This is a genomic window from Mycobacterium sp. IDUB_9 (assembly GCF_055419505.1).
On sequence record NZ_JBVAXU010000001.1, the window covers coordinates 1,302,990 to 1,327,583 of the forward strand.

At 66.3% G+C, this 24,594-nt stretch carries 27 protein-coding genes, 1 tRNA gene and 1 pseudogene; 13 read left to right on the top strand and 16 right to left on the bottom strand.

Annotated elements, in window-relative coordinates; genetic code table 11:
* Positions 1–34 precede the first annotated feature (34 nt).
* The 4 genes from katG to ACZY08_RS06340 form a co-directional block, all read right to left on the bottom strand.
* On the bottom strand, positions 35–2,242 hold the full coding sequence (katG, locus tag ACZY08_RS06325; protein WP_463743697.1) for a catalase/peroxidase HPI: 2,208 nt from the start codon (positions 2,240–2,242) through the stop codon (positions 35–37).
* 32 nt (positions 2,243–2,274) lie between these two features.
* Positions 2,275–2,679, bottom strand: coding sequence for a Fur family transcriptional regulator (locus ACZY08_RS06330; protein ID WP_463744174.1), 405 nt, complete (start codon positions 2,677–2,679; stop codon positions 2,275–2,277).
* A 102-nt stretch (positions 2,680–2,781) separates the two neighbouring features.
* Positions 2,782–4,164, bottom strand: coding sequence for an FAD-binding oxidoreductase (locus ACZY08_RS06335; protein ID WP_463743698.1), 1,383 nt, complete (start codon positions 4,162–4,164; stop codon positions 2,782–2,784).
* Positions 4,165–4,201: 37 nt separating this feature from the next.
* Positions 4,202–4,600, bottom strand: coding sequence for a GtrA family protein (locus ACZY08_RS06340; protein ID WP_463744175.1), 399 nt, complete (start codon positions 4,598–4,600; stop codon positions 4,202–4,204).
* A 48-nt stretch (positions 4,601–4,648) separates the two neighbouring features.
* Here ACZY08_RS06340 and ACZY08_RS06345 point away from each other — a divergent pair, with 48 nt between their 5' ends.
* Positions 4,649–5,275, top strand: coding sequence for a trimeric intracellular cation channel family protein (locus ACZY08_RS06345; protein WP_463743699.1), 627 nt, complete (start codon positions 4,649–4,651; stop codon positions 5,273–5,275).
* On the opposite strand, the gene pdxR is transcribed toward ACZY08_RS06345, so the two are convergent.
* On the bottom strand, positions 5,272–6,684 hold the full coding sequence (pdxR, locus tag ACZY08_RS06350) for a MocR-like pyridoxine biosynthesis transcription factor PdxR (protein WP_463743700.1): 1,413 nt from the start codon (positions 6,682–6,684) through the stop codon (positions 5,272–5,274). The two genes, ACZY08_RS06345 and pdxR, sit on opposite strands and share 4 nt — an antisense overlap.
* Before the next feature lie 49 nt (positions 6,685–6,733).
* On the opposite strand from pdxR, the gene ACZY08_RS06355 reads away from it, so the two are divergent.
* The gene (locus ACZY08_RS06355; protein ID WP_463743701.1) at positions 6,734–7,204 is read left to right on the top strand and encodes a carboxymuconolactone decarboxylase family protein; all 471 of its coding nucleotides are present in this window, start codon (positions 6,734–6,736) and stop codon (positions 7,202–7,204) included.
* 20 nt (positions 7,205–7,224) lie between these two features.
* Positions 7,225–8,004 carry a phosphotransferase family protein gene (locus tag ACZY08_RS06360; RefSeq protein WP_463743702.1) on the top strand — a complete coding sequence of 260 codons (780 nt, stop codon included), beginning with the start codon at positions 7,225–7,227 and terminating at the stop codon, positions 8,002–8,004.
* Here ACZY08_RS06360 and ACZY08_RS06365 read toward each other — a convergent pair.
* The gene (locus ACZY08_RS06365) at positions 7,962–8,297 is read right to left on the bottom strand and encodes a TFIIB-type zinc ribbon-containing protein (protein ID WP_463743703.1); all 336 of its coding nucleotides are present in this window, start codon (positions 8,295–8,297) and stop codon (positions 7,962–7,964) included. The genes ACZY08_RS06360 and ACZY08_RS06365 overlap by 43 nt on opposite strands.
* 624 nt (positions 8,298–8,921) lie before the next feature.
* Between ACZY08_RS06365 and ACZY08_RS06370 the strand changes: the two genes are divergently transcribed.
* Complete coding sequence (locus tag ACZY08_RS06370) at positions 8,922–9,557, top strand: MspA family porin (RefSeq protein ID WP_463743704.1); 636 nt, start codon at positions 8,922–8,924, stop codon at positions 9,555–9,557.
* A gap of 139 nt (positions 9,558–9,696) precedes the next feature.
* Positions 9,697–10,116, top strand: a complete 420-nt coding sequence (locus tag ACZY08_RS06375; RefSeq protein ID WP_463743705.1) for a pyridoxamine 5'-phosphate oxidase family protein — start codon at positions 9,697–9,699, stop codon at positions 10,114–10,116.
* 4 nt (positions 10,117–10,120) lie between these two features.
* Here ACZY08_RS06375 and wzm read toward each other — a convergent pair whose 3' ends face one another.
* From wzm to ACZY08_RS06400, 5 genes are all read right to left on the bottom strand, one after another.
* Positions 10,121–10,951: a galactan export ABC transporter permease subunit Wzm/RfbD gene (gene wzm, locus ACZY08_RS06380; protein ID WP_463743706.1), complete on the bottom strand. Its 831-nt coding sequence runs from the start codon at positions 10,949–10,951 to the stop codon at positions 10,121–10,123.
* Positions 10,948–11,850 (bottom strand): galactofuranosyltransferase GlfT1, encoded by a 903-nt coding sequence (gene glfT1 / locus ACZY08_RS06385; protein WP_463744176.1) that lies wholly within the window; start codon positions 11,848–11,850, stop codon positions 10,948–10,950. Before glfT1 ends, wzm begins: the two co-directional genes overlap by 4 nt.
* Positions 11,851–11,938: 88 nt before the next feature.
* Positions 11,939–12,733, bottom strand: coding sequence for a galactan export ABC transporter ATP-binding subunit Wzt/RfbE (gene wzt / locus ACZY08_RS06390; protein ID WP_463743707.1), 795 nt, complete (start codon positions 12,731–12,733; stop codon positions 11,939–11,941).
* A gap of 8 nt (positions 12,734–12,741) precedes the next feature.
* On the bottom strand, positions 12,742–13,260 hold the full coding sequence (locus ACZY08_RS06395; RefSeq protein ID WP_463743708.1) for a bacterial proteasome activator family protein: 519 nt from the start codon (positions 13,258–13,260) through the stop codon (positions 12,742–12,744).
* Between the two features lie 30 nt (positions 13,261–13,290).
* The gene (locus ACZY08_RS06400) at positions 13,291–15,252 is read right to left on the bottom strand and encodes a DUF6541 family protein (protein ID WP_463743709.1); all 1,962 of its coding nucleotides are present in this window, start codon (positions 15,250–15,252) and stop codon (positions 13,291–13,293) included.
* 125 nt (positions 15,253–15,377) lie between these two features.
* Between ACZY08_RS06400 and ACZY08_RS06405 the strand changes: the two genes are divergently transcribed.
* Positions 15,378–16,574 (top strand): cysteine desulfurase-like protein, encoded by a 1,197-nt coding sequence (locus ACZY08_RS06405; protein WP_463743710.1) that lies wholly within the window; start codon positions 15,378–15,380, stop codon positions 16,572–16,574.
* Here the strand turns inward: ACZY08_RS06405 and ACZY08_RS06410 are convergent.
* A complete protein-coding gene (locus ACZY08_RS06410) occupies positions 16,541–17,548 on the bottom strand; it encodes an NAD(P)H-quinone oxidoreductase (protein WP_463743711.1) in 1,008 nt (335 codons plus the stop codon). The genes ACZY08_RS06405 and ACZY08_RS06410 overlap by 34 nt on opposite strands.
* A 67-nt stretch (positions 17,549–17,615) precedes the next feature.
* Here ACZY08_RS06410 and ACZY08_RS06415 point away from each other — a divergent pair, with 67 nt between their 5' ends.
* From ACZY08_RS06415 to ACZY08_RS06440, 6 genes are all read left to right on the top strand, one after another.
* Complete coding sequence (locus ACZY08_RS06415) at positions 17,616–18,128, top strand: MarR family winged helix-turn-helix transcriptional regulator (RefSeq protein WP_463743712.1); 513 nt, start codon at positions 17,616–17,618, stop codon at positions 18,126–18,128.
* Between the two features lie 19 nt (positions 18,129–18,147).
* Positions 18,148–18,237 (top strand) — tRNA-Ser (locus ACZY08_RS06420).
* Positions 18,238–18,557: 320 nt separating this feature from the next.
* Positions 18,558–18,836 (top strand): hypothetical protein, encoded by a 279-nt coding sequence (locus ACZY08_RS06425; protein ID WP_463743713.1) that lies wholly within the window; start codon positions 18,558–18,560, stop codon positions 18,834–18,836.
* Positions 18,833–21,112: a hypothetical protein gene (locus ACZY08_RS06430; RefSeq protein ID WP_463743714.1), complete on the top strand. Its 2,280-nt coding sequence runs from the start codon at positions 18,833–18,835 to the stop codon at positions 21,110–21,112. Before ACZY08_RS06425 ends, ACZY08_RS06430 begins: the two co-directional genes overlap by 4 nt.
* A gap of 17 nt (positions 21,113–21,129) precedes the next feature.
* The gene (locus ACZY08_RS06435) at positions 21,130–21,852 is read left to right on the top strand and encodes a hypothetical protein (protein ID WP_463743715.1); all 723 of its coding nucleotides are present in this window, start codon (positions 21,130–21,132) and stop codon (positions 21,850–21,852) included.
* A gap of 30 nt (positions 21,853–21,882) precedes the next feature.
* The gene (locus ACZY08_RS06440; RefSeq protein ID WP_463743716.1) at positions 21,883–22,011 is read left to right on the top strand and encodes a hypothetical protein; all 129 of its coding nucleotides are present in this window, start codon (positions 21,883–21,885) and stop codon (positions 22,009–22,011) included.
* 102 nt (positions 22,012–22,113) lie between these two features.
* Here the strand turns inward: ACZY08_RS06440 and ACZY08_RS06445 are convergent.
* The 4 genes and pseudogenes from ACZY08_RS06445 to ACZY08_RS06460 form a co-directional block, all read right to left on the bottom strand.
* Positions 22,114–22,674 (bottom strand): annotated as a pseudogene (locus ACZY08_RS06445) (hypothetical protein); the annotation flags it as partial.
* A gap of 103 nt (positions 22,675–22,777) precedes the next feature.
* On the bottom strand, positions 22,778–23,059 hold the full coding sequence (locus tag ACZY08_RS06450) for a hypothetical protein (protein WP_463743717.1): 282 nt from the start codon (positions 23,057–23,059) through the stop codon (positions 22,778–22,780).
* 60 nt (positions 23,060–23,119) lie between these two features.
* Entirely contained in the window at positions 23,120–23,398 is a 279-nt protein-coding gene (locus tag ACZY08_RS06455; RefSeq protein ID WP_463743718.1) for a hypothetical protein, read from the bottom strand.
* 142 nt (positions 23,399–23,540) lie between these two features.
* Positions 23,541–23,849 (bottom strand): hypothetical protein, encoded by a 309-nt coding sequence (locus ACZY08_RS06460; RefSeq protein WP_463743719.1) that lies wholly within the window; start codon positions 23,847–23,849, stop codon positions 23,541–23,543.
* Positions 23,850–23,964: 115 nt separating this feature from the next.
* Here ACZY08_RS06460 and ACZY08_RS06465 point away from each other — a divergent pair, with 115 nt between their 5' ends.
* Positions 23,965–24,594, top strand: coding sequence for a hypothetical protein (locus ACZY08_RS06465; protein ID WP_463743720.1), 630 nt, complete (start codon positions 23,965–23,967; stop codon positions 24,592–24,594).

The following is a 24,594-nucleotide window of genomic DNA, read 5'->3' on the forward strand; positions in this document are numbered from 1 at the left end:
CCGCGGGGTGTTGTGTCAGTTGACGATCAGTCGATCAGGCGTTCAGATCGAACCGGTCGGCGTTCATCACCTTGTTCCAGGCCGCGACGAAGTCCTTGACGAACTTCTCCTTGGAATCGTCCTCGGCGTAGACCTCGGCAAGCGCACGCAGCTGCGAGTTCGAGCCGAACAGCAGGTCGACGCGGCTGGCCTTGTACTTCTGCGCTCCGCTGGCCCGGTCGGACCCGACGTACGTGCCGTCATCGGCCGGCGACGGGGCCCACTTGATGCCCATGTCGGTCAGGTTGACGAAGTAGTCGTTGGTCAGCTGGCCCTTCCTGTCCGTCAGGACACCGAGATCCGAGCCACCGTGGTTGGCGCCGATCACGCGCAGGCCGCCGATCAGCACGGCCAGCTCGGGGGCCGAAAGGCCCAGCAGGTTGGCCCGGTCGATCAGCCGGTACTCGGCCGGCAGGCTGTCGCCCTTGCCGACGTAATTGCGGAAACCGTCGCCCTTGGGCTCCAGGTAGGCGAACGAGTCGACGTCCGTCTGCTCCTGGGTGGCGTCGCCACGACCGGAGGTGAACGGCACCGCGACGTCGAAACCGGCGTCCTTGATTGCCTTTTCGACACCGACCACGCCGCCGAGGACCACCAGGTCGGCGAACGACACACCAGTGTCGGACGCGCCTTGGATCTCCTCGAGCTTGCGGATCACCTGGGCGAGCTCGTCGGGCTCGTTGACCTCCCACCCGAGCTGCGGCTGCAACCGGATGCGGCCGCCGTTGGCACCGCCACGCATGTCGCTGGAGCGGTACGAGGCCGCCGCCTTCCACGCGGTGTCCACCAGCTGCTGGACGGTCAGGCCCGAATCGGCGATGGCCGCCTTGAGCGTGGCGACATCGGCGTCGCTCAGTGCCTTACCGGCCGGAACGATGTCCTGCCACTGCCAGGTCTGCTTGGGCACCAGCGGTCCGAGGTAGCGGGCCACCGGACCCATGTCGCGGTGGATCAGCTTGAACCAGGCCTTGGCGTACTCGTCGGCCAGCTCCTCGGGGTGATCCAGCCAGCGGCGGGTGATCTCGCCGTAGATCGGGTCATACCGCATCGACAGGTCGGTGGTCAGCATTGCCGGGTGGGTCTTGCCGCTGCCCTGTGCCATCGGTACCGAGTTGGCCCAGCCGCCGTCCTTCGGCCGCCACTGGTTGGCGCCCTGCGGGCTCTTGAACAGCTCCCACTCGTTGCCGTAGAGGATCTCCAGGAACGAGTTGTCCCACTTGGTCGGGGTGTGGGTCCAGGTCACCTCGATGCCGCTGCTGACGGTCTCGTTGCCGACGCCGGGGTTGGCCCAGCCCAGGCCCATCTGCTCCAGCGGTGCCGCCTCGGGCTCCACGCCGTTCTCGATGTCGGTGGCGCCGTGGGTCTTTCCGAAGGTGTGTCCACCGACGATCAGCGCGGCGGTCTCGATGTCGTTCATCGCCATCCGGCCGAACGTCTCGCGGATGTCGATGGCTGCGGCCAGGTAATCCGGATTGCCTTCGGGGCCTTCAGGGTTGACGTAGATCAGGCCCATGTGGCTGGCGCCGAGGGGATTCTCCAGCTTGGTGCGGTCACCGCCGGAGCCCGCGTACCGCTCCTGGGAGCCGAGCCACTCGTGCTCGGCGCCCCAGTAGATGTCCTCCTCGGGCTCCCAGTAATCCGGGCGGCCGAAGGCGAAACCAGCCGTCTTGAAGCCCATGTGTTCCATGGCGCGGTTGCCCGCGTAGACGATCAGGTCGGACCAGGACAGCTGCTTGCCGTACTTCTTCTTGATCGGCCACAGCAGACGACGGGCCTTGTCCAGGCTGACGTTGTCGGGCCAGCTGTTCAGCGGGGCGAAGCGCTGCATGCCGCGCCCGCCACCACCACGGCCGTCCTCGACCCGGTAGGTTCCGGCAGCGTGCCACGCCATGCGGACGAAAAGCGGGCCGTAGTGGCCGAAGTCGGCGGGCCACCAGTCCTGCGAATCGGTCAGCAGTGCGTCGAAATCGCGGGCCAGGGCATCGACGTCGAGACTCTTGACGGCCTCGCGGTAGTCGTAGCCCTCGTCATTCGGATCGATGGCGGGCGGATTCTTCTGGAGGATCTTCAGGTTGACCGCGTTGGGCCACCAATCGCGGTTGCTGCCGCCCTCGACGGGAGGCTTGATCTGCATGGGACACCCGCTTTCTGCGGGTTCGGTTTGTGCCTCACCAATCGGGGGGTGAGTTTCGGCGTCGGCCATGACAAATCCTTTCCAGGGCTGGTGGTTAGGGGTTATCTAGTTGGGGCAGTGGAACATTCGGGGCAAGTGCCCCAGTAGATGACCTCGGCTTCATCGATCTCGAAACCGTGGTCTTCAGACGCGGTCAGGCATGGGGCCGACCCAGCCGCGCAGTCCACGTCGGCAATGGCGCCACACAATCGGCACACGACGTGGTGGTGGTTGTCGGCGACGCGAGATTCGTACCGAGCCACCGAGCCTGATGGCTGGATGCGGCGGACCAGTTGTGATGCGGTCAGCGCATGCAACGAGTCGTACACGGCTTGGTGGGAGACGTCGGGCAGTTCCAGGCGTACCGCACGGATGATCGTGTCGGTATCGGCGTGTGGATGCGCCTGGACCGCGTGCAACACCGCCACTCGCGGGCGGGTCACACGCATGTCGGCGCTTCGCAGCATCTGCTGGAAGTCCGCGGTTGTCGCCACGGGACCGAGTCTGTCCCCTTTTCTGGAATTAGTCAAGAATAAAATTCTCGCCAATTCGAGGGGAACGGTGAGGGGCTAGACGAGCTCCAGCCGGCGCGCCATGTCCGAGACGAACAGGCCGTCCGGGTCGACCTTGCGTCGCACGGCCAGCCACTCTTCGATGCGCGGGTACATGGCGTGGAACGTCTTGGCGGTGGTCCGCGAGTCCTTGGCGGTGTAGAGCCGCCCGCCGAATTCCATTACCCGGCGGTCGAGTTCGGTGAGGAACTCGCTCAGGCCGGGCTTGATCCGGAAGTCGACGCAGACGTTCCAGCCGGGAATGGGGAAGCTCAGCGGCGCCTGGTTGCCCGGGCCGAACAGCTTGAACACGTTGAGCCACGAGTAGTGCCCGGAGCGCTGGATGTCGACCATGATGCGCTTGAACTCATCGACGGCCTCGGTGGGCACGACGAACTGGTACTGAGCGAAGCCGGCCGAGCCGTAGGCCCGGTTCCACTCCCCGATCATGTCCAGCGGGTGGTAGAACTGCGTCAGGTTCTGGGCCTTGCCCCGGTAGGTCTTGCCCAGCCGGTACCAACCCTCGGTGAGGGTGCCGAAGATGTACTTGTTGCCCAGTCCGTTGGGGAAGATGTCCGGCGCCGTGAAGTACTGCGGTGCATCGAATTTCAGCGGATCACGCTGAAGTTTCGCGGGCAGTTGGTCCAGTTTTGCCAGGGAACCGCGGGAGATCACCGCGCGGCCCAGCTTTGGTGGTGCGCTGATCGCGTCGAACCAGGCCGATGAATAGGTGTAGTTGTCCTCGGTGCCGTCGCTGTGGAACTCGATGGTCTCGTCGAGGCTGTGCGTGACATCGCCGTCGGCGATGAAGTAGGCGGTCTCCGTGGGGGTCATTTCGATCGTGGCCCGCAAGACGATGCCGGTGAGGCCGTTGCCGCCGACCGTCGCCCAGAACAGTTCGGATTCGGTACCGTCCGGGGTGAGCTTACGAATCTCGCCGCTCGCGGTCAGCAGGTCAATCGAGCGGACGTGGTTGCCGAAACTGCCTGCGCTGTGGTGGTTCTTGCCGTGGATATCGCAGCCGATGGCGCCGCCGACGGTCACCTGCCGGGTGCCCGGCAGCACCGGTACCCACAGCCCGTGGGGCAGTGCGGCCCGCATCAGCTGGTCGAGGTTCACCCCGCCGTCCACGTCGACCAGCTTGGTGCCGGCATCGATCGAGTGGATCTGGTTCAGCGACGACATGTCGATGACGAGTCCGCCACCGTTCTGCGCGTTGTCGCCGTATGAGCGTCCCAGGCCGCGGGCGATCACACCGCGGCCCTTCTCCTCGGCGGCCCGCGTCACAGCCTTGACGATGACCTCGGGATCGCTGGTAGAGAGCACCTGTGCCACGGTCGGTGCGGTCCGGCCCCAGCCCGTCAGGCGCTTGGGATTGGTCGGCAAGTCAGTAGTCGACATCGCAGAGAATCGTACCCGGCAGTAGTCGGCGCCGACCTCAGTGGATTTTGAAGATCACTGCACGCTGCACGATGAAGTTGATCACCGTCGCCGTGCCCTGGGCGATCACGAAGGCCACCGGCACTGCCCACGACCGGTAATCGGCCAGGTGGAGCACGAGGTGGTTCAGCCCGACCTGGACGGCGAATGTCACCAGGTAGAGCGCCCATACCGCGATGAACCGGGCCGTGCTCGGAGGCGCCTGGAACGTCCAGCGCCGATTGATCAGGTAGGCCGTGGTGGTTCCGGCGATGAAGCCGATCGTCTTGGCCAGGTCGACCTGTAATCCGACGGTCTTGTAGAGCAGGACATACAGGCCGAAGTCCACGATCGCCGACAGCCCACCGGTCACGACGAACCGGAAAGCCTGGGTTTTGAGGTCAAGGGTCGGCGACATTACTGGCTCAGCCACCTAGGCAGCTTAGCGAGGCCGTACGGTTCATTCGTGTTGCAGACGGTCCTCAACGATCTCGGTATCGCGGTCTTCGCGTCGTCGGGGGCCATGGTTGCGATACGTAAGGGCTTCGACCTGTTCGGCATCGCGGCGCTCGGGGTACTGACCGGTGTGAGCGGCGGGGTGATCCGTGACGTCTTCCTCGGTGTCCACCCACCTACCTCTATTCAGCATTGGCCCAACATCACGGTCGCGGTCGCCGCGACGGCGGTGGCCACCCTCACAGCCAAGCACCTCATCCGGTTCAACCACATCGTGCTGCCGTTGGATGCCATCGGCATGGGCTTCTTCGCGACTTCGGGCGCGGCGTTCGCCGTCGACCACGGGGCCAGCTGGTTTGCGGCGGTGCTGATCGGCATGACCACTGCGATCGGCGGCGGCATCATCCGCGATGTGCTGGTCCGGGAGATCCCGATGTTGATGCGGCCGGACGATCTGTACGCCGTCCCGGCGTTGATGGGTGCGACGACGTACGCGGTCATCGATTACTTCGGCCCGCAGTGGATAGGTTTGGCGGTGGGCACGGTGCTGGCGACGACGCTGCGCCTGGCCGGGTTGATATTCGGCTGGCGGCTGCCGACCGGTCCGCGGGACCTGATCGTGGGCGAGGATTCCTAACGCAACGCGGCTGACAGCACGCCGTGCAGCGCGTCGACCGCAGGGCCGAAGGCGTGGTCCGCGGGCGCCCCGAATCCGATGATCACCCCGTCGGGGTCCGGGGTATCCGGTCCGGCCAGCGGGTGCCGCATGATCGACAGCCCGTTCAACGCGATGCCGGCCTCACCGGCCCGGCGCAGCACCTCGGGTTCGGCGCCGTCGGGCAGGGTCAGCAGCATATTCACCCCAGCCGACAGGCCGGCGATGCCGAGGCCGAATCCGGCCAGTGCGGTGACCAGCGCGTCACGTCGGCGGCGGTAGCGGTTGCGCATCCGCCGGATGTGCCGGTCGTAGCCGCCGCTGTGGATGAAGTCGGCCAGGGTGAGAGCGCTGAGCGCGTCGACGTGGTACTGCGCTCCGCCTGCCGCTGCGATCACCGGATCGATCAATGCGTCGGGCAGCACCATCCAGCCCACCCGCATCACCTGGGCCATGCTTTTGCTGGCCGAGCCCAGGTAGACGACCCGTTCAGGGTTGAGTGTCTGCAGGGCGCCGACCGGCTGGCGGTCGTAGCGGAACTCGCCGTCGTAATCGTCGTCCACCGCATATCCGCCGGTGCGGTGCGCCCAGTCGACGACCGCGGTGCGGCGCGCCGGGTGCAGGGCCATCCCGAACGGGCTCTGATGTGCGGGGGTCAGCAGCACTGCCGGAGTGTCCAGCCCGTCCAGATCGGTGATCACCGCGCCGTGTTCGTCGACGCCGATCGGCGTGGTCGGTACGCCCAGAGATGCGAGCGCGTCGCGAAAGATGAACAGCCCATAGGCCTCCACAGCGATCGGCCGCCGGGCGCCCAGCACCCGGCCCAATAGGTCGACGCCGTCGCGAACCCCGGAGCAGATCACGATCGACTCCGGGGTGGCCCGCACTCCACGCGCCCGGCCGAGATATTCGGTGAGAGCCTCGCGTAGTGCCAGCGGTCCGCGTGGATCGCCCATTCGCAGTGCGGAGACCGGCGCGTTCGTGATGGCCCGGCGGGCCGACGCCAACCAGGCCGACCGCGGAAATTCAGACACGTCGGGCGAGCCTGGCATCAGGTTGTGCCGTGGGACGGCAGGAATGCGGCGCGGGCGCACCACCGGTCGCGGGCCGGTGGTGCGCGCGACCCAGGTGCCCGCGCCCTGGCGCGAGGCCAGCCAGCCTTCGGCAACCAGTTCGGCGTATGCCTCGGCGACCGTGTTGCGGGCCAGCCCCAAATCGGAGGCCAGCACGCGTGACGGCGGCAGCCGCGTGTCCGTGCTCAGTCTGCCGCTGCGAATCCCGTCCCGGAGGGCGGTGATCAGCTGCTCGCGCGCGGTGCGGCTGCCGGGCTCGATGCTCGCGCGCAGCTCGAGATGCAGGTCCCGGCTCCCTGAATTGGCCCGCGAAGTCACGGCAATATTGAACCATCTAGGCGGTGTTTTCCCGTCTAGCGTTGAGGGCATGACACAGACACTCGAACCCACCAAGGCGATCGACCGGCTCAAGATCTACAAGGTCTCGCCCGAGCTCTACGACGCGATGATGACGCTCTCGAACGCCGCCGCCAAGGATGTCGATCCCACGATCGGCGAGCTCGTCAAGATCCGGGCGTCGCAGATCAACCACTGCGCGTTCTGCCTCGACATGCACACCCACGACGCCCGCAAGCTGGGCGAGACCGAGCAGCGGCTCGCGCTCATCGCAGCCTGGCAGGAGGCGGGTGACCTGTTCACCGAACGTGAGCAGGCCGCGCTGGCCCTGACCGAGGCCATCACCGAACTGGGCAACGGCCACGTTCCCGACGCCGTGTACGCGCGTGCGGCCGCCGTGTTCACCGAACGCGAGCTCGGTCAGGTGATCGCGATGGCCGTCACCATCAACGCGTGGAACCGGATCAACGTCACCGTGCGGATGCCTGCCCCGCGGCGTTGATCTCGCGGGAAACTGGAGGTGTGGAGACCCGGTCAGGTGCAGACATCACGGTGCACGGCGCCGTGGTGCACAAGCTGCACCGGCCGGGCACCGATCCGCGCGCATTGCGGGTCCGGCTCCACGCCGCCGGCCGCATCGATGCCCTGCTGAGCCCGGTTTCAGAAGTACCCGATGCGGTGGATGGCCGCTGGTTGACCCGTTGGCCGCGTGTCGAAACCGTTGTGGTGCAACCGGAATGCGTGCCATGGGCCGACATCGGGCGGCTGCTGGCGGCGTTGCACCTCGAACCGGTCACCGAAGGTCTCCCACCGCACGGCTGGCCGGCGAGGCTGCGGCGGGCGGTCGACCGGGCGCGGCGCCACGGTCACCGCGTGGTGTTGCGGGCCGCGGCGGGCCTACCCGTCGATGCGTGGCGGCCGGGTTCACCGGACCGACCACGCACCCTCGTGCACGGCGACTTTCACCTGGGCCAGGTGGGGCGGCGGGACGGGTGCTGGCAGCTCATCGATGTCGATGACCTCGGATTGGGCGATCCGGCTTGGGATTTGGCGCGTCCGGCCGGGTTCTGGGCGGCCGGGCTCATTCCCGATGCCGATTGGTTCCAGTTCCTCGACGCCTACCGGGCAGCCGGTGGACCCGCCGTGCCGCCCGGGGATCCGTGGCCTGTGCTGGAACCGTTCGCCCGGGCCGCCGTCATCCAGTCCGCCGCCGGCGATCCCGACGACGAACTGCTGGCGGCGGCCTGTGCGCGGATGCCTCAGCTGGAGAAGAACAGCCGGCCGAAGCCCTGCTTGCGGTAGTGCTTGTTGCCGCGGTGACCCCAGCCCGGCCCGTAGTCCGAATAGCCCTGGTTGTATCCCGGTTGCGCCGGCGGCGGCGGTGGCGGCGCCTGGACGAACCGGTTCTCCATTTGGGTCAACGACTCGAGCTCGCCGAAATCCAGGAAGATGCCGCGGCACGTGTCGCATTGCTCCAGGTGGATGCCGTTGCGCTCATAGGTCGTCATCACCCCGGCACACTTCGGACACAGCAGGGTATTGCCGACGCCAGGCGACGGAGGAGACTTCGGGGGCTCATATGGCGGGATGCTCATATCGCCATAACGTCCAATCCCGCTGTGGAGTGCCTGTGAGGAAGGCGCTCCCGCCACCGCTTCAAGTGTGATGTCGGTCACAAATCGGAATATCGGTCGCGGCACCATCGAAGGATCTTCGGCGGTTCAGTTAATCCCGGCGTTGGGTAGCGCGTAACGGGCCGTTTACACAGCAAGCGCAAACCCGGAGTGGCCGGCGGGCCGGTTCGCGATATTGACGATAGTGACGGCAATCTTTCCGCTCAGCGTGATTGACTGGCAGACCTTCCGTGGAAATGGCGAAACAGCAGTTGGGGCGCCATGGCAATGTCTTGCCTCGGTCTCCTTGCGCCGGTGACATGCGGCCGGGACGCCCCGCGCTCACAGGTGACGGACAGCGAAGGTGTGACGCAATCCGATGTGGTTCTAGCAAATATTGTACCGAGGTTTGTCTGCTCGATGGCCGGAAACCGTTGCCGTTGCTGCCCCGGTGTTGCCCGGTTACGTTTTCTCCTGCCAATCATGAGCAACGCATGAGAACCGGATGTGACCTCCCTAATCGGGAGTGGATCGCCCAAGTATCTCTGGGGTCGGGACCCTGGTTGGTGAAGAACGAATCGGATCACCGACACAGCTAGGGAGAACATGAAGGCATTCAGTCGGGTGCTGGTCGCCATGGTGGCAGCCATCGCGGCGCTGTTTACGAGCACGGGTATTTCTCATGCGGGTCTGGACAATGAACTGAGCCTGGTCGATGGTCAGGATCGGACTCTGACTGTTCAGCAGTGGGACACCTTCCTCAATGGTGTGTTCCCGTTGGACCGCAACCGGTTGACCCGTGAGTGGTTCCATTCCGGCCGCGCCAAGTACGTGGTGGCCGGCCCGGGGGCCGAGGACTTCGAGGGCACCTTGGAGCTGGGTTATCAGATCGGCTTCCCCTGGTCGCTGGGTGTGGGGATCAACTTCTCCTACACGACCCCCAACATCCTGATCGACGATGGTGACATCACCGGCCCGCCCTTCGGCTTGGAGTCGGTCATCACCCCGAACCTGTTCCCGGGTGTGTCGATCAGTGCCGATCTGGGCAATGGCCCGGGTATTCAGGAAGTGGCGACGTTCTCGGTGGACGTCAAGGGTCCGGCCGGTGGTGTGGCGGTGTCCAACGCGCACGGCACGGTGACCGGTGCTGCCGGTGGTGTGTTGCTGCGTCCGTTCGCCCGTCTGATCGCCTCGACCGGTGACAGTGTCACCACCTACGGCGAGCCCTGGAACATGAACTGAGCACATGAACTGAGCAACGTTCTGAACGCCACGTTCTGAACGCCCGTAGTCGGTTTCCCAGTCGGCGCGTCCCGCTTCTCGAAGAGCGGGGCGCGCCGATTGCCATTTCTGCTTGCCATTTCGGCGCTACGGTGGCCTCATGACGCCGCAGGGCCCGGTCTCGGTGCTCGGGGACGACGAGTGCTGGCAGCTGTTGTCCAGCGTGACCCTGGGTCGGCTGGTCACGACGATCGGCACCCGGCTGGAGATCTTCCCGGTCAACTTCGTCGTTCAGCGCCGCACCGTGTTGTTCCGAACCGCCGAGGGCACCAAGCTGATCAGCGCCCTGTGGAACAACCGGGTGCTGTTCGAAGCTGACGATCACACCGTCTCCGATGGGTGGAGTGTGATCGTGCGGGGTGAACCGCAGCTTCTCGAGACCCCGGACGAGATCGCCGAGGCCGAGAATGGCCAACTGCTCTCGTGGATCGCCACCACGAAACGCCGCTACGTACGGATCCACCCGAAAGAGATCTCCGGACGCAGTTTCGTGTTCGGCTCCGAACCAGAGGATATGTAGCGGCCTACACCCAGTACGGGACGCGGGCCCGGTACTGGCGCATCGCGATCGCCGCGAAGCCCCAACCGATCGCTGTCAGGACCAGCACCACAATCCAGTGCCGCGCCTCCTGATCGGCGCCCAGCAGCGGCGCACGCACGATGTCGAGGTAGTGCAGCAGCGGATTGAGCTCGACGATCTTGGCCCACGAGCCGGCGCCCTGCTGCTGCAGTGTCGACTCGTTCCAGATGATCGGAGTCATGAAGAACAGCAGCTGCACCACCGAGGCCAGCAGCGGACCGATGTCGCGGTAGCGGGTGGCAAGGATGCCGAAGCAGATCGATACCCATACGCAGTTCAGCACGATCAGCGCCAGGGCCGGGATGACCGCCAGGTCGATCCATTTCCACGGCTTCGGATACACGATCGCGATCACCACGAAGATGACGATGTTGTGGCCGAACAGGATCAGCTGCCGCCAGACCAAGCGGTACACATGGACCGACAACGGGGTCGGAAGTTGTTTGATCAGACCCTCGTTGGCGATGAACACCTCGGAGCCCTCGAGGATCGAGGCGTTGATCAGGTTCCAGATGATCAACCCGAGCGTCACGTACGGCAGGTGCTCTTCGAGGGGGAGCTTGAACAGTTTTGAGTACAGCAGGCCCATCGCCACCGCGGTGGTGCCGGTGGCGATCGTGATCCAGAACGGCCCGAGCACACTGCGGCGGTAGCGCTGCTTGATGTCCTGCCAGCCCAGGTGCAGCCACAGCTCGCGCTTGTGGAAGCCGTCGGACAGATCGCGCACAGCCCGGGCCATGGTCTTGGAGTCGGACGCCGCGTCGGTGAACGTCATCGGGAGAACCTTTCGCGTCTGCCCAACCGCCGCAGGCGGATCCATTCGCGCAGACCTGCCGGGTCGCGGCGTGAGACCAGAAAGTACCAGCCGAACCGCAGCCACTCCTGCGGCAGCAGTTTGCGCAGACCTGGCTGGGACAGCAGATAGCCGCGGTTGCGGTAGGTGAAGTACCGCTTCGTCTCGTCGTCGGGATACTGGGTGTGCATCCGGCCGCCGAGGATCGGTTTGAACTCATCGGTCCCGCACGGGTGCAGATAGCTTGCGGTCAAACAAGTTCCGAACGGCAGGCCGGAGCGCGCCAGACGCCGGTGCAGTTCGACCTCGTCGCCGCGGACGAACAGGCGCAGATCCGGGACACCGACGGACTCCACCGTCGCAGCCCGGAACAGGGCGCCGTTGAACAGTGAGGCGATACCGGGCAGCAGGTCACCCTCACCCTCGGTGCGTAACTCGCTGACCAGTCGCCGCCACACCAGCCCGCGGCGCAGCGGGAATGCCAGGCGGTCGGGGTCATCGAGGTTGCACACCATGGGTGAGACCTCGGCCAGGCTGTACTGCTCGGCACAGGCCAGCAGGGTGGACAGGACGGTGTTGTCGGCGGGGCGGCCGTCGTCGTCGGCCAGCCAGATCCAGTCGGCTCCCTGAGCCAGGGCGTGCAGCATACCCAGCGCGAAACCGCCTGCGCCGCCGAGATTTCGGCGGGAACCGAGATAGGTCGCCGGTACCGGCTGGTCGAGGACCAGATCGCGTACGGCCTCGTCGTCGTCGTTGTCGACCACGATCAGGTGATCGGGTTTACGGTCCTGGTTCACCACGGCGGTCAACGACGTGGTGAGCAGTTCACGACGTCGGTGCGTGACGATCACGGCAACTACTGACTCAGGCGCTGTGCTGATCGGATCCTCGCGCAAGCGCTCGTCAGTGTTTGTCGGTTCCTCGCGCAAGCGCTCGTCAGTGTTTGTCGGTTCCTCGCGCAAGCGCTCGTCAGCCACGGGCCGTCTCTTCCAGCACCTCACGCACATGCCGGGCCGCATCCGGACCTTCGTAGGCGCCGACGACCTCCTCGATGCCACCCGTCATCTTGATGGTGCCGTGGTCGATCCACATCGCGGTCTTGCAGAGTCTGGCCAGGAACTCGTTGGAATGGCTTGCGAACACCAGGATTCCGGACCGCTCCACCAGACTTTGCAGGCGTGACTGCGCCTTCTTGAGGAATTCCGCGTCGACAGCGCCGATGCCTTCGTCGAGCAGCAGGATCTCGGGGTCGATGCTGGTGACCACGCCCATCGCCAGGCGCACCCGCATACCGGTCGAGTAGGTGCGAAGCGGCATCGACAGGTATTCGCCCAGTTCGGTGAACTCGGCGATCTCGTCGACCTTGGCCAGCATCTGTTTGCGGGTCTGCCCGAGGAACAGACCGCGGATGACGATGTTCTCGAATCCCGAGATCTCGGGGTCCATCCCGACGCCGAGGTCGAACACCGGAGCCACCCGGCCGCTCACCGTGGCTGAGCCTCGTGTCGGCTCGTAGATGCCCGAAAGTAGCCGCAGCAGTGTGGATTTACCGGCACCGTTGTGGCCGACCAGTCCGACCCGGTCACCCATTTTCAGCGACATCGTGATGTCGCGCAGCGCTTCGATGACGACGACGTTGGACTCGTTGCGTCCGATGGCGCCGCCGGCCTTGCCGAGGAACGCCTTCTTCAGCGAGCGCGTCTTGGCATCGAAGATGGGGAACTCCACCCATGCTTCGCGCGTCGAGATAAACGGATCAGACAACAGGCAACCTACAGATACTGGCCGGTGCCGGGGTGCGAGCCGCCGCGCTGACCGCCCGGGACCTGAATTCCTGGCGGAAGGGCGCCCTGGCGCATCTGCTCGAGCTGGGCACGGGCCGCCATCTGCTGGGCGAACAAGGCTGTCTGGATACCGTGAAACAGGCCTTCGAGCCAGCCCACCAGCTGTGCCTGCGCAACGCGGAGTTCGGCATCGGACGGCACGCTCTCCTCGGTGAAGGGCAGGGTCAGCCGCTCGAGTTCTTCACGCAGTTCGGGGGCCAGGCCGTCCTCGAGTTCGCGGATGCTGGTCCGGTGGATGTCGCGCAACCGGTTGCGGCTGGCATCGTCGAGCGGTGCCGCGCGCACCTCCTCGAGCAGCTGCTTGATCATGGTGCCGATGCGCATAACCTTCGCCGGTTGTTCGACGAGGTCAGTCAACGCCTTGCCGTCGGCGTCGGCATCGGCATCGGTCTCTTCGGCCGCCCTGGCCAGGATCTCGATGTTGTCATCGTCGGGGTTGATGGTCATCGCCTTTCCTTCAGTCAGTTCTGGGTCGTGTCAGTTCGCCGCTTTGACCGCCGCGTTCTCGCCGTTCCAGCGGTAGATGCGGTCCTCACCGTTGTCGTAGATCTTCTCCCACGACCGTGAGCTGTCTAGCGACACTAGTCCGTCGGGCATGACGAACCCTCGCACCACCGGTGTACTGGTGATCACGTAGCGAATGTTGAGCGCCTCGATCGCTTGGGCAACTCTGGGATCGGTATCGGCATCATCTGCGTATGCCCAGAAGATGAACCGGTGATACCCCGGCCCTTGTTGTACGGGGTAGTCGTAGTGGGTCCACAGCGGGTGCAGGCCCGAAACCGCGTACATCCAGGCGGTGCCGTCGGTGTTGGCGTCGCCGATGAGTGTGGTCCGGGCGTCGGGGAGCTCGGCCAGGTAGGCGAAGGCCTCGAGGTCCTTGGCGCCGATCATCACCGAGTCGTACTTCTGTCCCAGCAGGTACTTGTGCCGGGGGAAGTAGTGCCAGGCCAGCCCCACCGTGGTGGCGATCAGTGCGACGGCAGCCGTCGCGCGGATCCACACCGGCCGGGCGCCGGTCCGGCGCAGGGCAGCGGCACCCAGCAGGACCAGCGCGCCCAGACCGATGGCCGCCATCGGTGCGTACAGCATGGTGACCACCGCCGACAGTCGACGCGGATCGCTGTAGAACAGGTCGCTGAACTTGCCGGTGAGGGCGCCGAGCGGCCCGCCGAACGGGGCGCCGGAATGCACGATCGACGCGATCAGGAGCAGCCACACCGCCAGCGGCCACCAGATCTTCCTCACCAGCATGACCAGTCCGCCGATGGCCGCCAGCGCGATGAGTGCGTTCTGGATCGGGAAGTCGTTGAGGTGACGGGTGTGCTGGACGATGGCTGCGAACAGCGAGTGTTTCTTGCCGAGGTGGTTGACGAAGGCGTGGCCGACGATGATGTCGGCCTGCTGAAGGACCCCGAGAAACTGGGGCAGCAGGATCAGCAGGGTCGGCACCGCGACGCCGGCCAGTGCCAGGAAGTCGGACAGTCGGCCGCGCACCGGCCGCCACAACGCATCCGCCAGCCACCAGACGGCCACCAGCAGCGCCGTCACCACCCCGCCGGTGAGGTGTACCGAGAAGACACCGACCGTGGCGAGTACGGCCAGGCCGATGCGGTCGCGATGGGCCGGCGTCGAGGCGATCAGGACGAACACCGGTACCGCGAGCCCGTAGGCCACCAGATTGGGCATCGCCGCGACATCGAATTCGACGTAGGGCACCGCGGTGAACGACGCGGCGAGTGCCGCGGCTGTGCCCGCTGCGACTGCGGTGTGCATCTCGCAGGTGTGCGGGCGGAGCATCTTCCACGTCAGCACCGCGGCGCTGACCGGGAACAGCCACACCGCAGCGGTGACCGAACTCACGGTGTACGCGGTGGTCGCGGCGGCGCCGGTGAGCTGGCAGTAGACGGCGGCCAGCGCGTGGAAGGCCGACGGGTAGTAGAGCGCCTCGTGGGTCTCGACGTTGCGCAGTTCGCCCATGTGGGTCGGCGAGGCCTGACCGGTGTCGAGGATCCATCGGATGGTGTTGGCGTGCCACACCGAGTCCCAGGTGCTGGGGATGGATTGCCAGTGCACCAGGCCGGCGAAGGCCGCGGCAGCAATCAGTGCGGCGCCCAGCAGCACTCCCACCGCAACCACCGCTGCGGGCCGCCGCGCCATGGCGGACGCCTCGGCGTCGCGGTCACGGAAGCGGGCAAGGAGCCGGCGCAGGCCGGCCGCAATGGCAGCAACGACAGCTACAGCAAACAACGCCGTCCACGCGTTCCACGGCACGCCGATGGCCCCGAGGGGAACGATCGTCAATGCGACGGTGCCGTAGGTCAAGGCTGGACCCACTGCGACCGCCATCGAAACGGTCAGTCCGCCCGCCCTGGCTATCAACGCCCCGGGTATCACCAGCAACAACAGTGCGATTAGCACTCCGAACCCGAAGCCCACTGGACTAGTATGGCTGCCCAGGGTGACCCGGTCCGAGCACGGTCTCTTCTAGTGGAAACGTGCGGTCGGGCACCCACCAAATCGTGTCGGTTTGTGATATCCGCGGACGCTCTAAGGTGGCTGGCATGGCATACGACGTCGCCCGGGTGCGGGGGTTACACCCGTCATTGGGCGATGGGTGGGTCCACTTCGATGCCCAGAACGGCATGCTGGTGCCCGATTCCGTCGCGACGACGGTATCTACTGCCTTCCGCGGCTCGATGCCGTCCGCTGTCGGACCCCACCCATCGGCACGCCGCAGCGCGGCTGTCCTCACCGCTGCCCGGCAAGCAGTCGCAGACCTGGTCAACGCCGATCCGCGGGGGGTGGTTCTGGGTGCCGACCGCGCCCAGCTGCTGACCGCGCTGGCCGAGGCATCTTCGAGCCGGGTCGGGCTCGGCTACGAGGTGGTGGTCACCCGCCTGGACGACGAGGCGAACATCGCGCCCTGGTTGCGGGCTGCGAATCGCTATGGCGCCAAGGTGAAGTGGGCCGAGGTCGACATCGAGACGGGTGAGTTGCCGTCCTGGCAGTGGGAAGGGCTGATCGACAAGCCGACCCGACTGGTGGCGATCGCGTCGGCGTCATCGACGCTGGGGACGGTCACCGATCTGAGCGAGGTGACAAAGCTCACGCACGAGGTCGGCGGAATGGTGGTGGTCGACCACTCGGCTGCGGCCCCGTACCGGCTCATCGACATCAACGAGATCGACGCCGACGTCCTCGCCCTCAACGCGGTGCCGTGGGGTGGCCCGCCGATCGGTGCCCTGGTGTTCCGCGACCCGTCGGTGATCGACTCGCTGGCCTCGGTCTCGTTGAATCCCCAGGCGACCGGTCCGGCCCGCCTCGAGGTGGGCATGCACCAGTACGGCCTGCTGGGTGGCGTGGTGGCCAGCATCGAGTACCTGTCGAACCTCGATGATTCGGCCAGCGGCTCGCGGCGCGAACGGTTGGCCGTGTCGATGCAGTCGGCGAATGCGTACCTGGACCGGCTGTTCGAGTACCTGGTGGCCTCGCTGCGCTCGTTGCCGTTGGTGATGGTGATCGGCAGGCCGGAGTCGCAGATTCCGGTGCTGAGCTTCGTGGTGCGCGACATCCCGGCCGAGCGGGTGGTGCAGCGGCTGGCCGACAACGGCATTCTGGCCATCTCGAACGCCAGCTCCCGCGTGCTCGACGTGATCGGCGTCAACGACATCGGCGGCGCGGTGACGGTCGGGCTGTCGCATTACTCGACGGGCGCCGAGGTCGATCAGCTGGTGCGGGCGCTGGCCTCGCTCGGCTGAACCGTCAGCACGATCTTCCCCGACACCTCGCCGGAGGCCAGCAGTTCGTGGGCGCGCTGCGCCTGCTGGATGGGCAGTTCGGCGCCGATGATGGGCCGTACCCGCCCGTCGGCGATCATCGGCCAGACGTTGTCGAGCACAGCCCGCACGATCTCGCCCTTGCCGCCGGGTCCGTCGACGGGCCGCGGGCGCAGCGAGGTGGCGATGACGCCGGCCCGTTTACCGAGCAGTTTGGCGATGTTGAGTTCGGCCTTGATCCCGCCCTGCATTCCGATGATCACCAGGCGCCCGCCGGTGGCCAGGGCGTCGACGTTGCGGTCCAGGTAGGCGGCTCCCATGATGTCGAGGATCACGTCGGCGCCCGCGCCGCCGGTCTCGGCCCGGACCCGCTCGACGAAGTCCTCGTCGCGGTAGTTGATGGTGACGTCGGCGCCCAGGTCGCGGCAGAGGGCGAGTTTGTCGGCGGAGCCCGCAGTCACCGCCACCCTGGCGCCGAGCGCGCGGGCCACCTGGGTGGCGTGGGTGCCGATGCCGCTGGCGCCGCCGTGCAGCAGGACGAGCTGACCGGCCGTCAGGCCTGCGGTCATCACGAGGTTCGACCACACCGTGGAGGCCACTTCGGGCAGTCCTGCGGCGTCGCTCAGAGCAACGCCATCGGGCAATGGCAGCACCTGGGCGGCGGGTACCGCGACGTATTCGGCGTAGCCGCCGCCGGCGAGCAATGCGCATACCGGTTGCCCAACTGACCAGTCGGTAACATTCGCGCCGAGCTCCGCGACGGTGCCTGACACCTCCAGTCCGATGACCTCACTGGCCCCTGGCGGGGGCGGATACTTGCCCGCCGCTTGCAGCAGATCGGCCCGATTGACGCCCGCAGCGTGAACCCGAATCAGAATCTCGTCGTTTGCTGGAGTGATATCAGCGACGTTTTCCCAGGTCAGATGGCCATCGGCGGAAGCGGCGATTGCATGCATTTATTCAACGCTACAAGCCTGCTAATTTGCGCGCGCAGCAATACTGACGTCGCTTACGATTGCGCCCATGGTGGGGATGATTGCGGGGCGCACGGCGGGTGACATGCCGGGCCTGGACATCGCCGAGCAGAGGTCATGGCAGAACTACCTCGATTCGGCTTTGCGAATGTATGCGACTTTGAACCGGTCGCTGGTAGATGCGCATCATCTGACGCTGAATGATGTGCGCCTGCTCGACATCTTGGACAAGTCGTCGACCGGGTCGGCGCGGATGGGCGACTTGGCCGAGCGGCTGATGTCTCTGCCCAGCCGGGTGACCCGGCAGATCCGACGGCTGGAAGTTCAGAACCTGGTGACCAGGTGCGCCAGTCCCGACGACGGGCGCGGAGTGGTCGCCGCCATCACCGAAGAAGGCAGGGTCGCGGTCCGCGAGGCGATGGTGACGTACGGGCAGGGCGTCCGCTCGCACTTCCTCGGCAGGCTCTCACGTCCGCAGATCGCGGCGATGGGGGAGAACTGTCGCCGCATCAGCGTCGCGCTGAAGAACGGATCGCCTCCCGCCCACATCGGCAGGGTGTGAAACCCGTACGCTTGTCGGCGGTGGCGTGGCAGAGCGGCCTAATGCACTCGCCTTGAAAGCGAGAGACGGCTAACACCGTCCGGGGGTTCAAATCCCTCCGCCACCGCCATCAGGGTGGTTTCCGGCGTTGAGCCTCACGCCGGGCACGCCTTCAAGGTGCATCGGCTCGCAACGGCTGTTACAAGTCGTGGCAGGCGCGCCGTGATCTGCTTGAAGGGCTGTTCGCCCCAGTTCAAGCGGAGCTGGATCGGCAGGGGGACGCGCAGTTCCGCTCCGTGAACGCCGAGGCTGTATCGCCGCACACGACGACGGGCTGGCCGAAGGTGGACGAGGAGCTCGCCGAGCTTCGTCGGCGCGCTTCCGCACCGGCACCACGACGCAATCCTGAGGTAGCCTCACGGCCAGGTGTTCGCCGGTTGGGGGATTGGCATGGCAAACGGATTGGAAGTCGACGCACGCGGTCTGCGGGTAGCCGCTGCCGCCAGTGACGGTTTCGCCGCGGGGCTCACGAGTGGGTCCTTCGACTCCGCGCTCTCGACACAGCCGAGCGGCGCGGGCGTGGCCGCCGTGAACGCCGCGCTCACCTCCGTGCGTAGCCGCCAGTCGGCGCGGATGACCGGCCAGGCCGATGACCTCTCGGTGAGTAGCGCCCGCTACGACAGCACCGACACCGATGGCGGGGACGCCATCACCGCGGTGTCGGTGTGAGCCCTGCGGCCTTGCCCGCTCCCTTACCCACGAAGTCGGAGATCGAGGAGTGGAGCACCTCGCACCTCTCCGAGGCGGCAACCACCTGGCGGACCGCGGCCACAGGATCCGAGAACGCCTTCGATGAGCACCGGCAGAACGTCTCGTCTCCCGGCGGCACCACGTGGGAGGGCAACGCGAAGGATGCCGCCCTCGACCGGGTGACGGCGGATATTGGCGTGGTGGGCCGTCAGAGCGGTGTTCTGCGTGAGGCTGCCGACCTAGCCGAGAACGGAAGCTACGACGTCCAGGCCGCCCAGGACAAGGCCGTCGAGGCGATCACCGCCGCCGTGGACGACGGGTTCAACGTCGCCGAAGACTTGTCGGTGACCGACTCCCGCAGCTACGACATCAACACGGTCGCCGACCGGAACAAGGCTGCCGCGGAGCACGTCGAAGACATCCGCTGGGCAGCCCAACAACTCGTGCAGGCAGACCAGCTCGTCGGCAACCAATTGGAGGCGAAAGCCGCTGATCTGGAAGGGATCCGGTTCGACGGCGAAGGTGAGGACAACTCGTCCGGCCGTGTGTTTCTGGCCGACCACGAGGTCAAGCACGACGCTGAGGGCAAGGGCCAGCCGGGCGAGAAGAAGCCTGAGGTTCCCGCTCAGACACCCGGTCAGATCGGTCCGTTCGCGGTGCCCAAGTCGGTGCAGGATGCGGCGAAGAAGCCCGGGGACAAGCCCGCTACCACCGGGGACGTCGGGGGCGACCTCGGAGACCTGCTGGGCGCCCACGATCCTGCGACCGCAGGGGCAGAGCCGAAACCCACCGCGGCGGCGCAGATAAGCCCGCAGCAGGTCGAGCAGTTCAAGAGTCAGGCTCGGAACCTGTTGCGGCAACAGGGTGTACCGCCCGACCAGATCGAGTCGCGGGTCACCGCGATGGTTGCCGATGCGCAGCGGGTGAACGCCGCGCTCGCGGACTCAGCTGCTCACACGCCGACCAAGCCGGACACCACGCCGGGTCCCGCGCCCGCCGACACTCGCAGCTTGGGCGAGAAGCTCGGCGACAAGTTCAACAACTTCGTCAACGAAGCCCACGACCAGTTCTACAACCGGCTCGACTCCACGGTGGAGACGCTGCAGAACCTCACCGGCACCGGAGGGGAGGGCCACCCCGGCGTCGCCGAGTCGTGGCAACAGCTGGGGGAAGCGGCCGTCCAACACCAGAAGGAAGACCCGCTGCATCTGCGCAGCCCGATCGGGCCGCTGGGACCGTGGGGCGCCGTCAACGACGTCGTGCACGACATACCGGAAATGATCGACAACCCAGGAAAATACGCCGGCGACAAGATGTTCGACGCCACCGCCATGGCCGCCACGGCACCTCTGGGGGCGGAGGGGTTGCTGGGCAAGTCGGTGCTGCCCGAGCTCGGTGCGCTGGAACGTGGTGCGCTGCCGGGGGCCGCGCACACCCTGGAACATGGGGCGCCACCGGTCGTTCCGCACACACCCGAGTCGCCGGTGGTCCCCCGCACTGCCGAACCGGTCGTTCCCCACACCGCGGAACCGCCTCCCGTCCCGTACACGGTGGAGCCGGTGGTTCCCCACAGTGCGGAGGCACCTCCCATCCCGCACACGGCAGACCCGCCTGCCGGGCACCACACGCCTTCCGCCGACGCACCGGTGGAACACCCTGCCCCGGCGCCTGACACCGCGGCACACCACGTGCCCGACGCGGTGCCGTCACATCCGCTCCCTCCTCCGGACGTGTTCGACCCGCACCAGGGGATGCACTACAACTCTGGTGATCCTTACCACCCTGGTGGATGGCCCCCAAGCACTCCTGATCCGACGTGGACCAAGGGCGACACCACACCTGGCTGGGATCACATGAACCGCGGGCCGGAGAAGCCGTGGATGCCCTACCAGGAGCAAATCACCGGTATCGAACGGACGCCCGACGGACGGATCCCTGAATACGTTCTGATCGACCCGGATACGGGCGCACCGGTCAGAATGGACAGCGGCCCGATCATGCGGGGCGATCAAGAGGTGTTCCTCGACGCAAAGCGTGAATACGAGCCGCTGTTCAAGCACCCGGAAGCGACGTGGGTCGCCAGCATCCGCGAGGGTCTTGTCGACGAGGCACAGCGGCAGCTCGATGCGTTGCCCGCTGGGGCGATTCTGGAGTGGCATGTCGCGAATCCGCAGAGCGCGGCGATCATGCGCGACCTCCTGGAGAGCCGCGGGCTGTACGACGTCCGCGTCGTCTACACCCCTCAGAAGCCATGAAAGTAGGGTCGACAGCCATGACATCCACGTCTCCCGTACAGCCCGTGTGGGCGGGCGCCGCGTTCGTGAACTCTGCTTGGGTCGCGACCGGTGAGTCTCCCGAGTGGATCGCCGGGCGCACTGATGCGCTTCTGACGCAAATGGGGGAAGCCCTGGGGATCACGCGGTGGGACACCGCTAGGGGTGATCGCTGGGAAGGTACCGCCGAGGCGTTGGCCGACATCGTCCGCAGAAACCCGGTGCACGAGGCGCTCCCCGAAGGCGAGGAGGGTGGTGAGGTCCTTCCAACCGAGGGCTACTCAATGGTTCTGATCGGTGCCAGTCCGTCGGTCTCCGTGAACGTATCGGTACATGCCGGGTCCATCGGTGTCGGCAGAAGGGTGCCCAAGCACAATCTCCATATCGACTTGCGGGAGATCTCGTCCGGCGGCATCACCAGCGAAGTGGGCGACGCGGTATGCGCGGCCGTCGCGTCCGCCTGGCGACCTGCGACGCTGACACTGACCGACTCCGCCGCCAATCGCCTTGCGCGCCGCGGCGGTTGGAAGATCGGAGCCGGCTACCGCACCTGGATCAGCGCCGAGGTGGGAACCGTCAGTCGGGTCGCCAGTGGGCTGACGGCAACGGAACTGGCTGGGGGAACGTTGATCTCGGCGCCTGACGACTGGCCGGCCGAGCGGGTCGTCACCGCGATGGTGGAGACGCTGAGCGCCAACGGTCTCGACGACGTGCCTCACTGATCTGCTCCGAGGGGGATGACGATGGCCTACATGGCGGGACAGCTGCTCTTCTTCGCGCTGATCGCGGCGCTGATCGGCGGCGTGATCTGGACGGTGTCGGTGATGCGAAAGCCGCGCCCGCCGCTTGAGGAAGCGGACGACGAAGACGACGAGTGGTGACGCGGGTGGTGTCGGTCGCATACACGAAGTTGATGCAGACACTGTCGGATCCGGGTTCGGACGCGCAGGCGTTGTTCGAGGACGCCCGGGAGTTGTCGGCGTCGACCCCCATGCGTTCTCCGCGGCGGAGGCGGCTTCTTTGTCGGCTTCGAGCCGGGCCAGCCAGATCCGGAACGCGGCCGCGATCCTCGACGCCTGCTCGTCCGGGGTCCGTGCATCGATAGCGACTGACGTGCCGCAGTAGCCGTCGCCGTCGCCGATGCGGAATGTCGTCGGATAGATCTCGCACAGGACACCGCGGGCCGGCGGGAAACCTCGCCGCTCCTGACGGGTTCTCCACTGCCTATGCGTGATCCACAGCGCCGGTCCCGAGACCAGCAGCACGATCCCGGAGATCCACTGCACGACCGCGGAAGTGCTGCGCCCGCTCAGCGGGAACACCCCGGCGAGCAGTCCTCCGAGGAGGACCGCCCCGACCACCGTGAGGACGAGCGCGATGGTCGGTACGAACACGCGCTGTCGGCGCATGTTCTCCGCAATCTTCTCAAGCGGCTTGATCGACGGGGGATCGCCGTACCGTGCCGTGGGCACCGGAGCTGCGACTGCCTGTGCCCATGCGGACGCGGGATCGGCGGGCCAGTGTTGTGGCTCAATCGGACTCATCTCGTACCGCCGTCCTCCCATGCCTTCACCTACCACGACGAGTCACCAACGATGCGGGCGACTCTCGCAGTGGCGAATCGCCTCCCGGGAAGCTCGACGAGCCTCACCCGAACACTGGCACGCCGTTCGGCCCGATCTGCAGCGGCGGCATGAAGCACGGCGGGATGCCCGGCGCGTACGGTGGCACACACGGCTGCGGGAAGCACGGCTGCCCATTCCAGTACGTCGACTGGTTCGGCGGGCACACCGTCATCGGTTCAGCATCGGCTGGGGCGGCAACGGGTAGGGCCACGGCAGCGACGAGCGCGGCGGTGATCACTGCGATGACTGCGCGCGGCTTTGCCGCAAAGGCGCGAAACGGCCTAACCCACGTCGTGGGACGCATGTTGTTGAACAATAGCGGGTAACTGCTTCGCGTCGGCGCGCTCGGGGGGGGGGGGGGCAGTTAGATCGCGTCCCCGGGAACGTTTGTGCCGACCTGGAGGCCATCCTCGTTGAACCCGCCGCCACCGTGATACTCGTTGAGGTACTCCCCGTGCCACCGGGGCCAGTCCAGGTAAACGGCTCCCGCGACCGCACGGTAGCGCCGGTACTGCCCGCGAGCAGTGCGCAGCGAACGTCGAGCCTCCCGCGCAGCTCGCCGGGCCGCGTTCCTGGCCGAGGACTCCTGCGCGGAAGTTAAATCGATGGGCGAGTCCCGGAAGATCTGTACGTTGCTGAACATAGGTTGGAGTGTATGTCTCTGCACTTAGAATCGCATGACGGAGCGAATAGCAACGTTGCTGTCTATGGTGGTGTCCCACCGTTCGACGTTGTCCCGCGACTTCTGCGCCCGAGTGCGCGCTGCGCCTGGACGTCCCCGTCGATCAGAACACCAAAAGCAGTGTGAAGAGTGACAGGAACCCGAACGGTGCGGAGGCGATGAGCACCAAGACGATCGGGATCACCGCGCGGCCCGCGATCACGGACGCCCACGCACCTACAGCGGCGAGGACACTCGCGACGGCCGTGACACGAAGGCCCATCACGTCAGTCCCCGGCGGCGCGACACCGTTCTCGAACTTCGACGCCAAGCCCGTATCGGAGAGCACGGTGAAGGCCAGCAAGTATGCGATGACCATCGCCACAAACCCCATCATCGATAGCCCAGGGTTGCGGCGCCGTTCGGGACTCATGGCTCCATCCTGGGCCGCGCGGACGGCCTGCCGGATCAGTAGAACTACGTGAACCTAGGCGAGTCACCGTCGGCGACGCAGCCGCGTCACGCATGTCCTGTGGAAGCATTCGGTGATGACCGCGATGGAACCCGAACCGGACGCATCACAACCGGACCACCGGGCGAAGTACGTCGCTGTCGTCGTCGCCTCGGTTCTCGTGGCCATCGCCGCGGTGGTCGTGGTCGTCGGCGACGTTCCCGGCCGGATCAGCCGTGCGCTAGGCGGCACCAGCGAGGACCTGTTCTCCTCGCAGCGGATGGACGCGGAGCTGGACTTGGTGCGCGCACGGCTCGGCGACCTGCCGCTGCGGCGAGTGGACGTGACCTCGAACTTGGTCTCGGTCGAGGCTGTCGCCACCGACGGCCAGCTGCACCTCTACTGGGTGCGCGACGGCGAGGTGGAGGACATGAACTCGATGCCCGACCTGCACGCGGGCGAGACGGCGTTCACCGCGGCGGATCTGTCGGGGCAGCGGATACGAGCAGCGGTGACCGATGTGCGGGCTCTCGGGAAGCCCGGTGACATCGAACTCGTCTCCTACATTTTCCGCCCGGGGCATCCGTTGTCGGTGGCCGTGTGGATCCGGCACGACCCCGTCAGCTCGATATTGCACTTCGATCCGCGGGGCGGCAGCGCCGTGGTGCGGGAGGAATCGATCGAGACCGATGAGCACACCTCATCGTTCGGCGGCTGCTGGTGTTGA

Excerpts from the sequence above, each read along its gene's own strand:
- ACZY08_RS06395 (WP_463743708.1), bottom strand. The coding sequence starts at position 13,260 with ATGACCATCAACCCCGACGATGACAACATCGAGATCCTGGCCAGGGCG.
- katG (WP_463743697.1), bottom strand. The coding sequence starts at position 2,242 with ATGGCCGACGCCGAAACTCACCCCCCGATTGGTGAGGCACAAACCGAA.
- ACZY08_RS06340 (WP_463744175.1), bottom strand. The coding sequence starts at position 4,600 with ATGTCGCCGACCCTTGACCTCAAAACCCAGGCTTTCCGGTTCGTCGTG.
- ACZY08_RS06425 (WP_463743713.1), top strand. The coding sequence starts at position 18,558 with ATGGCAAACGGATTGGAAGTCGACGCACGCGGTCTGCGGGTAGCCGCT.
- ACZY08_RS06450 (WP_463743717.1), bottom strand. The coding sequence starts at position 23,059 with ATGCGTCCCACGACGTGGGTTAGGCCGTTTCGCGCCTTTGCGGCAAAG.
- ACZY08_RS06355 (WP_463743701.1), top strand. The coding sequence starts at position 6,734 with ATGACACAGACACTCGAACCCACCAAGGCGATCGACCGGCTCAAGATC.
- ACZY08_RS06440 (WP_463743716.1), top strand. The coding sequence starts at position 21,883 with ATGGCGGGACAGCTGCTCTTCTTCGCGCTGATCGCGGCGCTGATCGGC.
- ACZY08_RS06405 (WP_463743710.1), top strand. The coding sequence starts at position 15,378 with ATGGCATACGACGTCGCCCGGGTGCGGGGGTTACACCCGTCATTGGGC.
- ACZY08_RS06460 (WP_463743719.1), bottom strand. The coding sequence starts at position 23,849 with ATGAGTCCCGAACGGCGCCGCAACCCTGGGCTATCGATGATGGGGTTT.
- ACZY08_RS06335 (WP_463743698.1), bottom strand. The coding sequence starts at position 4,164 with ATGTCGACTACTGACTTGCCGACCAATCCCAAGCGCCTGACGGGCTGG.
- ACZY08_RS06370 (WP_463743704.1), top strand. The coding sequence starts at position 8,922 with ATGAAGGCATTCAGTCGGGTGCTGGTCGCCATGGTGGCAGCCATCGCG.
- ACZY08_RS06455 (WP_463743718.1), bottom strand. The coding sequence starts at position 23,398 with ATGTTCAGCAACGTACAGATCTTCCGGGACTCGCCCATCGATTTAACT.
- ACZY08_RS06415 (WP_463743712.1), top strand. The coding sequence starts at position 17,616 with ATGGTGGGGATGATTGCGGGGCGCACGGCGGGTGACATGCCGGGCCTG.
- wzm (WP_463743706.1), bottom strand. The coding sequence starts at position 10,951 with ATGACGTTCACCGACGCGGCGTCCGACTCCAAGACCATGGCCCGGGCT.
- ACZY08_RS06375 (WP_463743705.1), top strand. The coding sequence starts at position 9,697 with ATGACGCCGCAGGGCCCGGTCTCGGTGCTCGGGGACGACGAGTGCTGG.
- ACZY08_RS06465 (WP_463743720.1), top strand. The coding sequence starts at position 23,965 with ATGACCGCGATGGAACCCGAACCGGACGCATCACAACCGGACCACCGG.
- ACZY08_RS06330 (WP_463744174.1), bottom strand. The coding sequence starts at position 2,679 with ATGCTGCGAAGCGCCGACATGCGTGTGACCCGCCCGCGAGTGGCGGTG.
- ACZY08_RS06365 (WP_463743703.1), bottom strand. The coding sequence starts at position 8,297 with ATGAGCATCCCGCCATATGAGCCCCCGAAGTCTCCTCCGTCGCCTGGC.
- ACZY08_RS06435 (WP_463743715.1), top strand. The coding sequence starts at position 21,130 with ATGACATCCACGTCTCCCGTACAGCCCGTGTGGGCGGGCGCCGCGTTC.
- ACZY08_RS06410 (WP_463743711.1), bottom strand. The coding sequence starts at position 17,548 with ATGCATGCAATCGCCGCTTCCGCCGATGGCCATCTGACCTGGGAAAAC.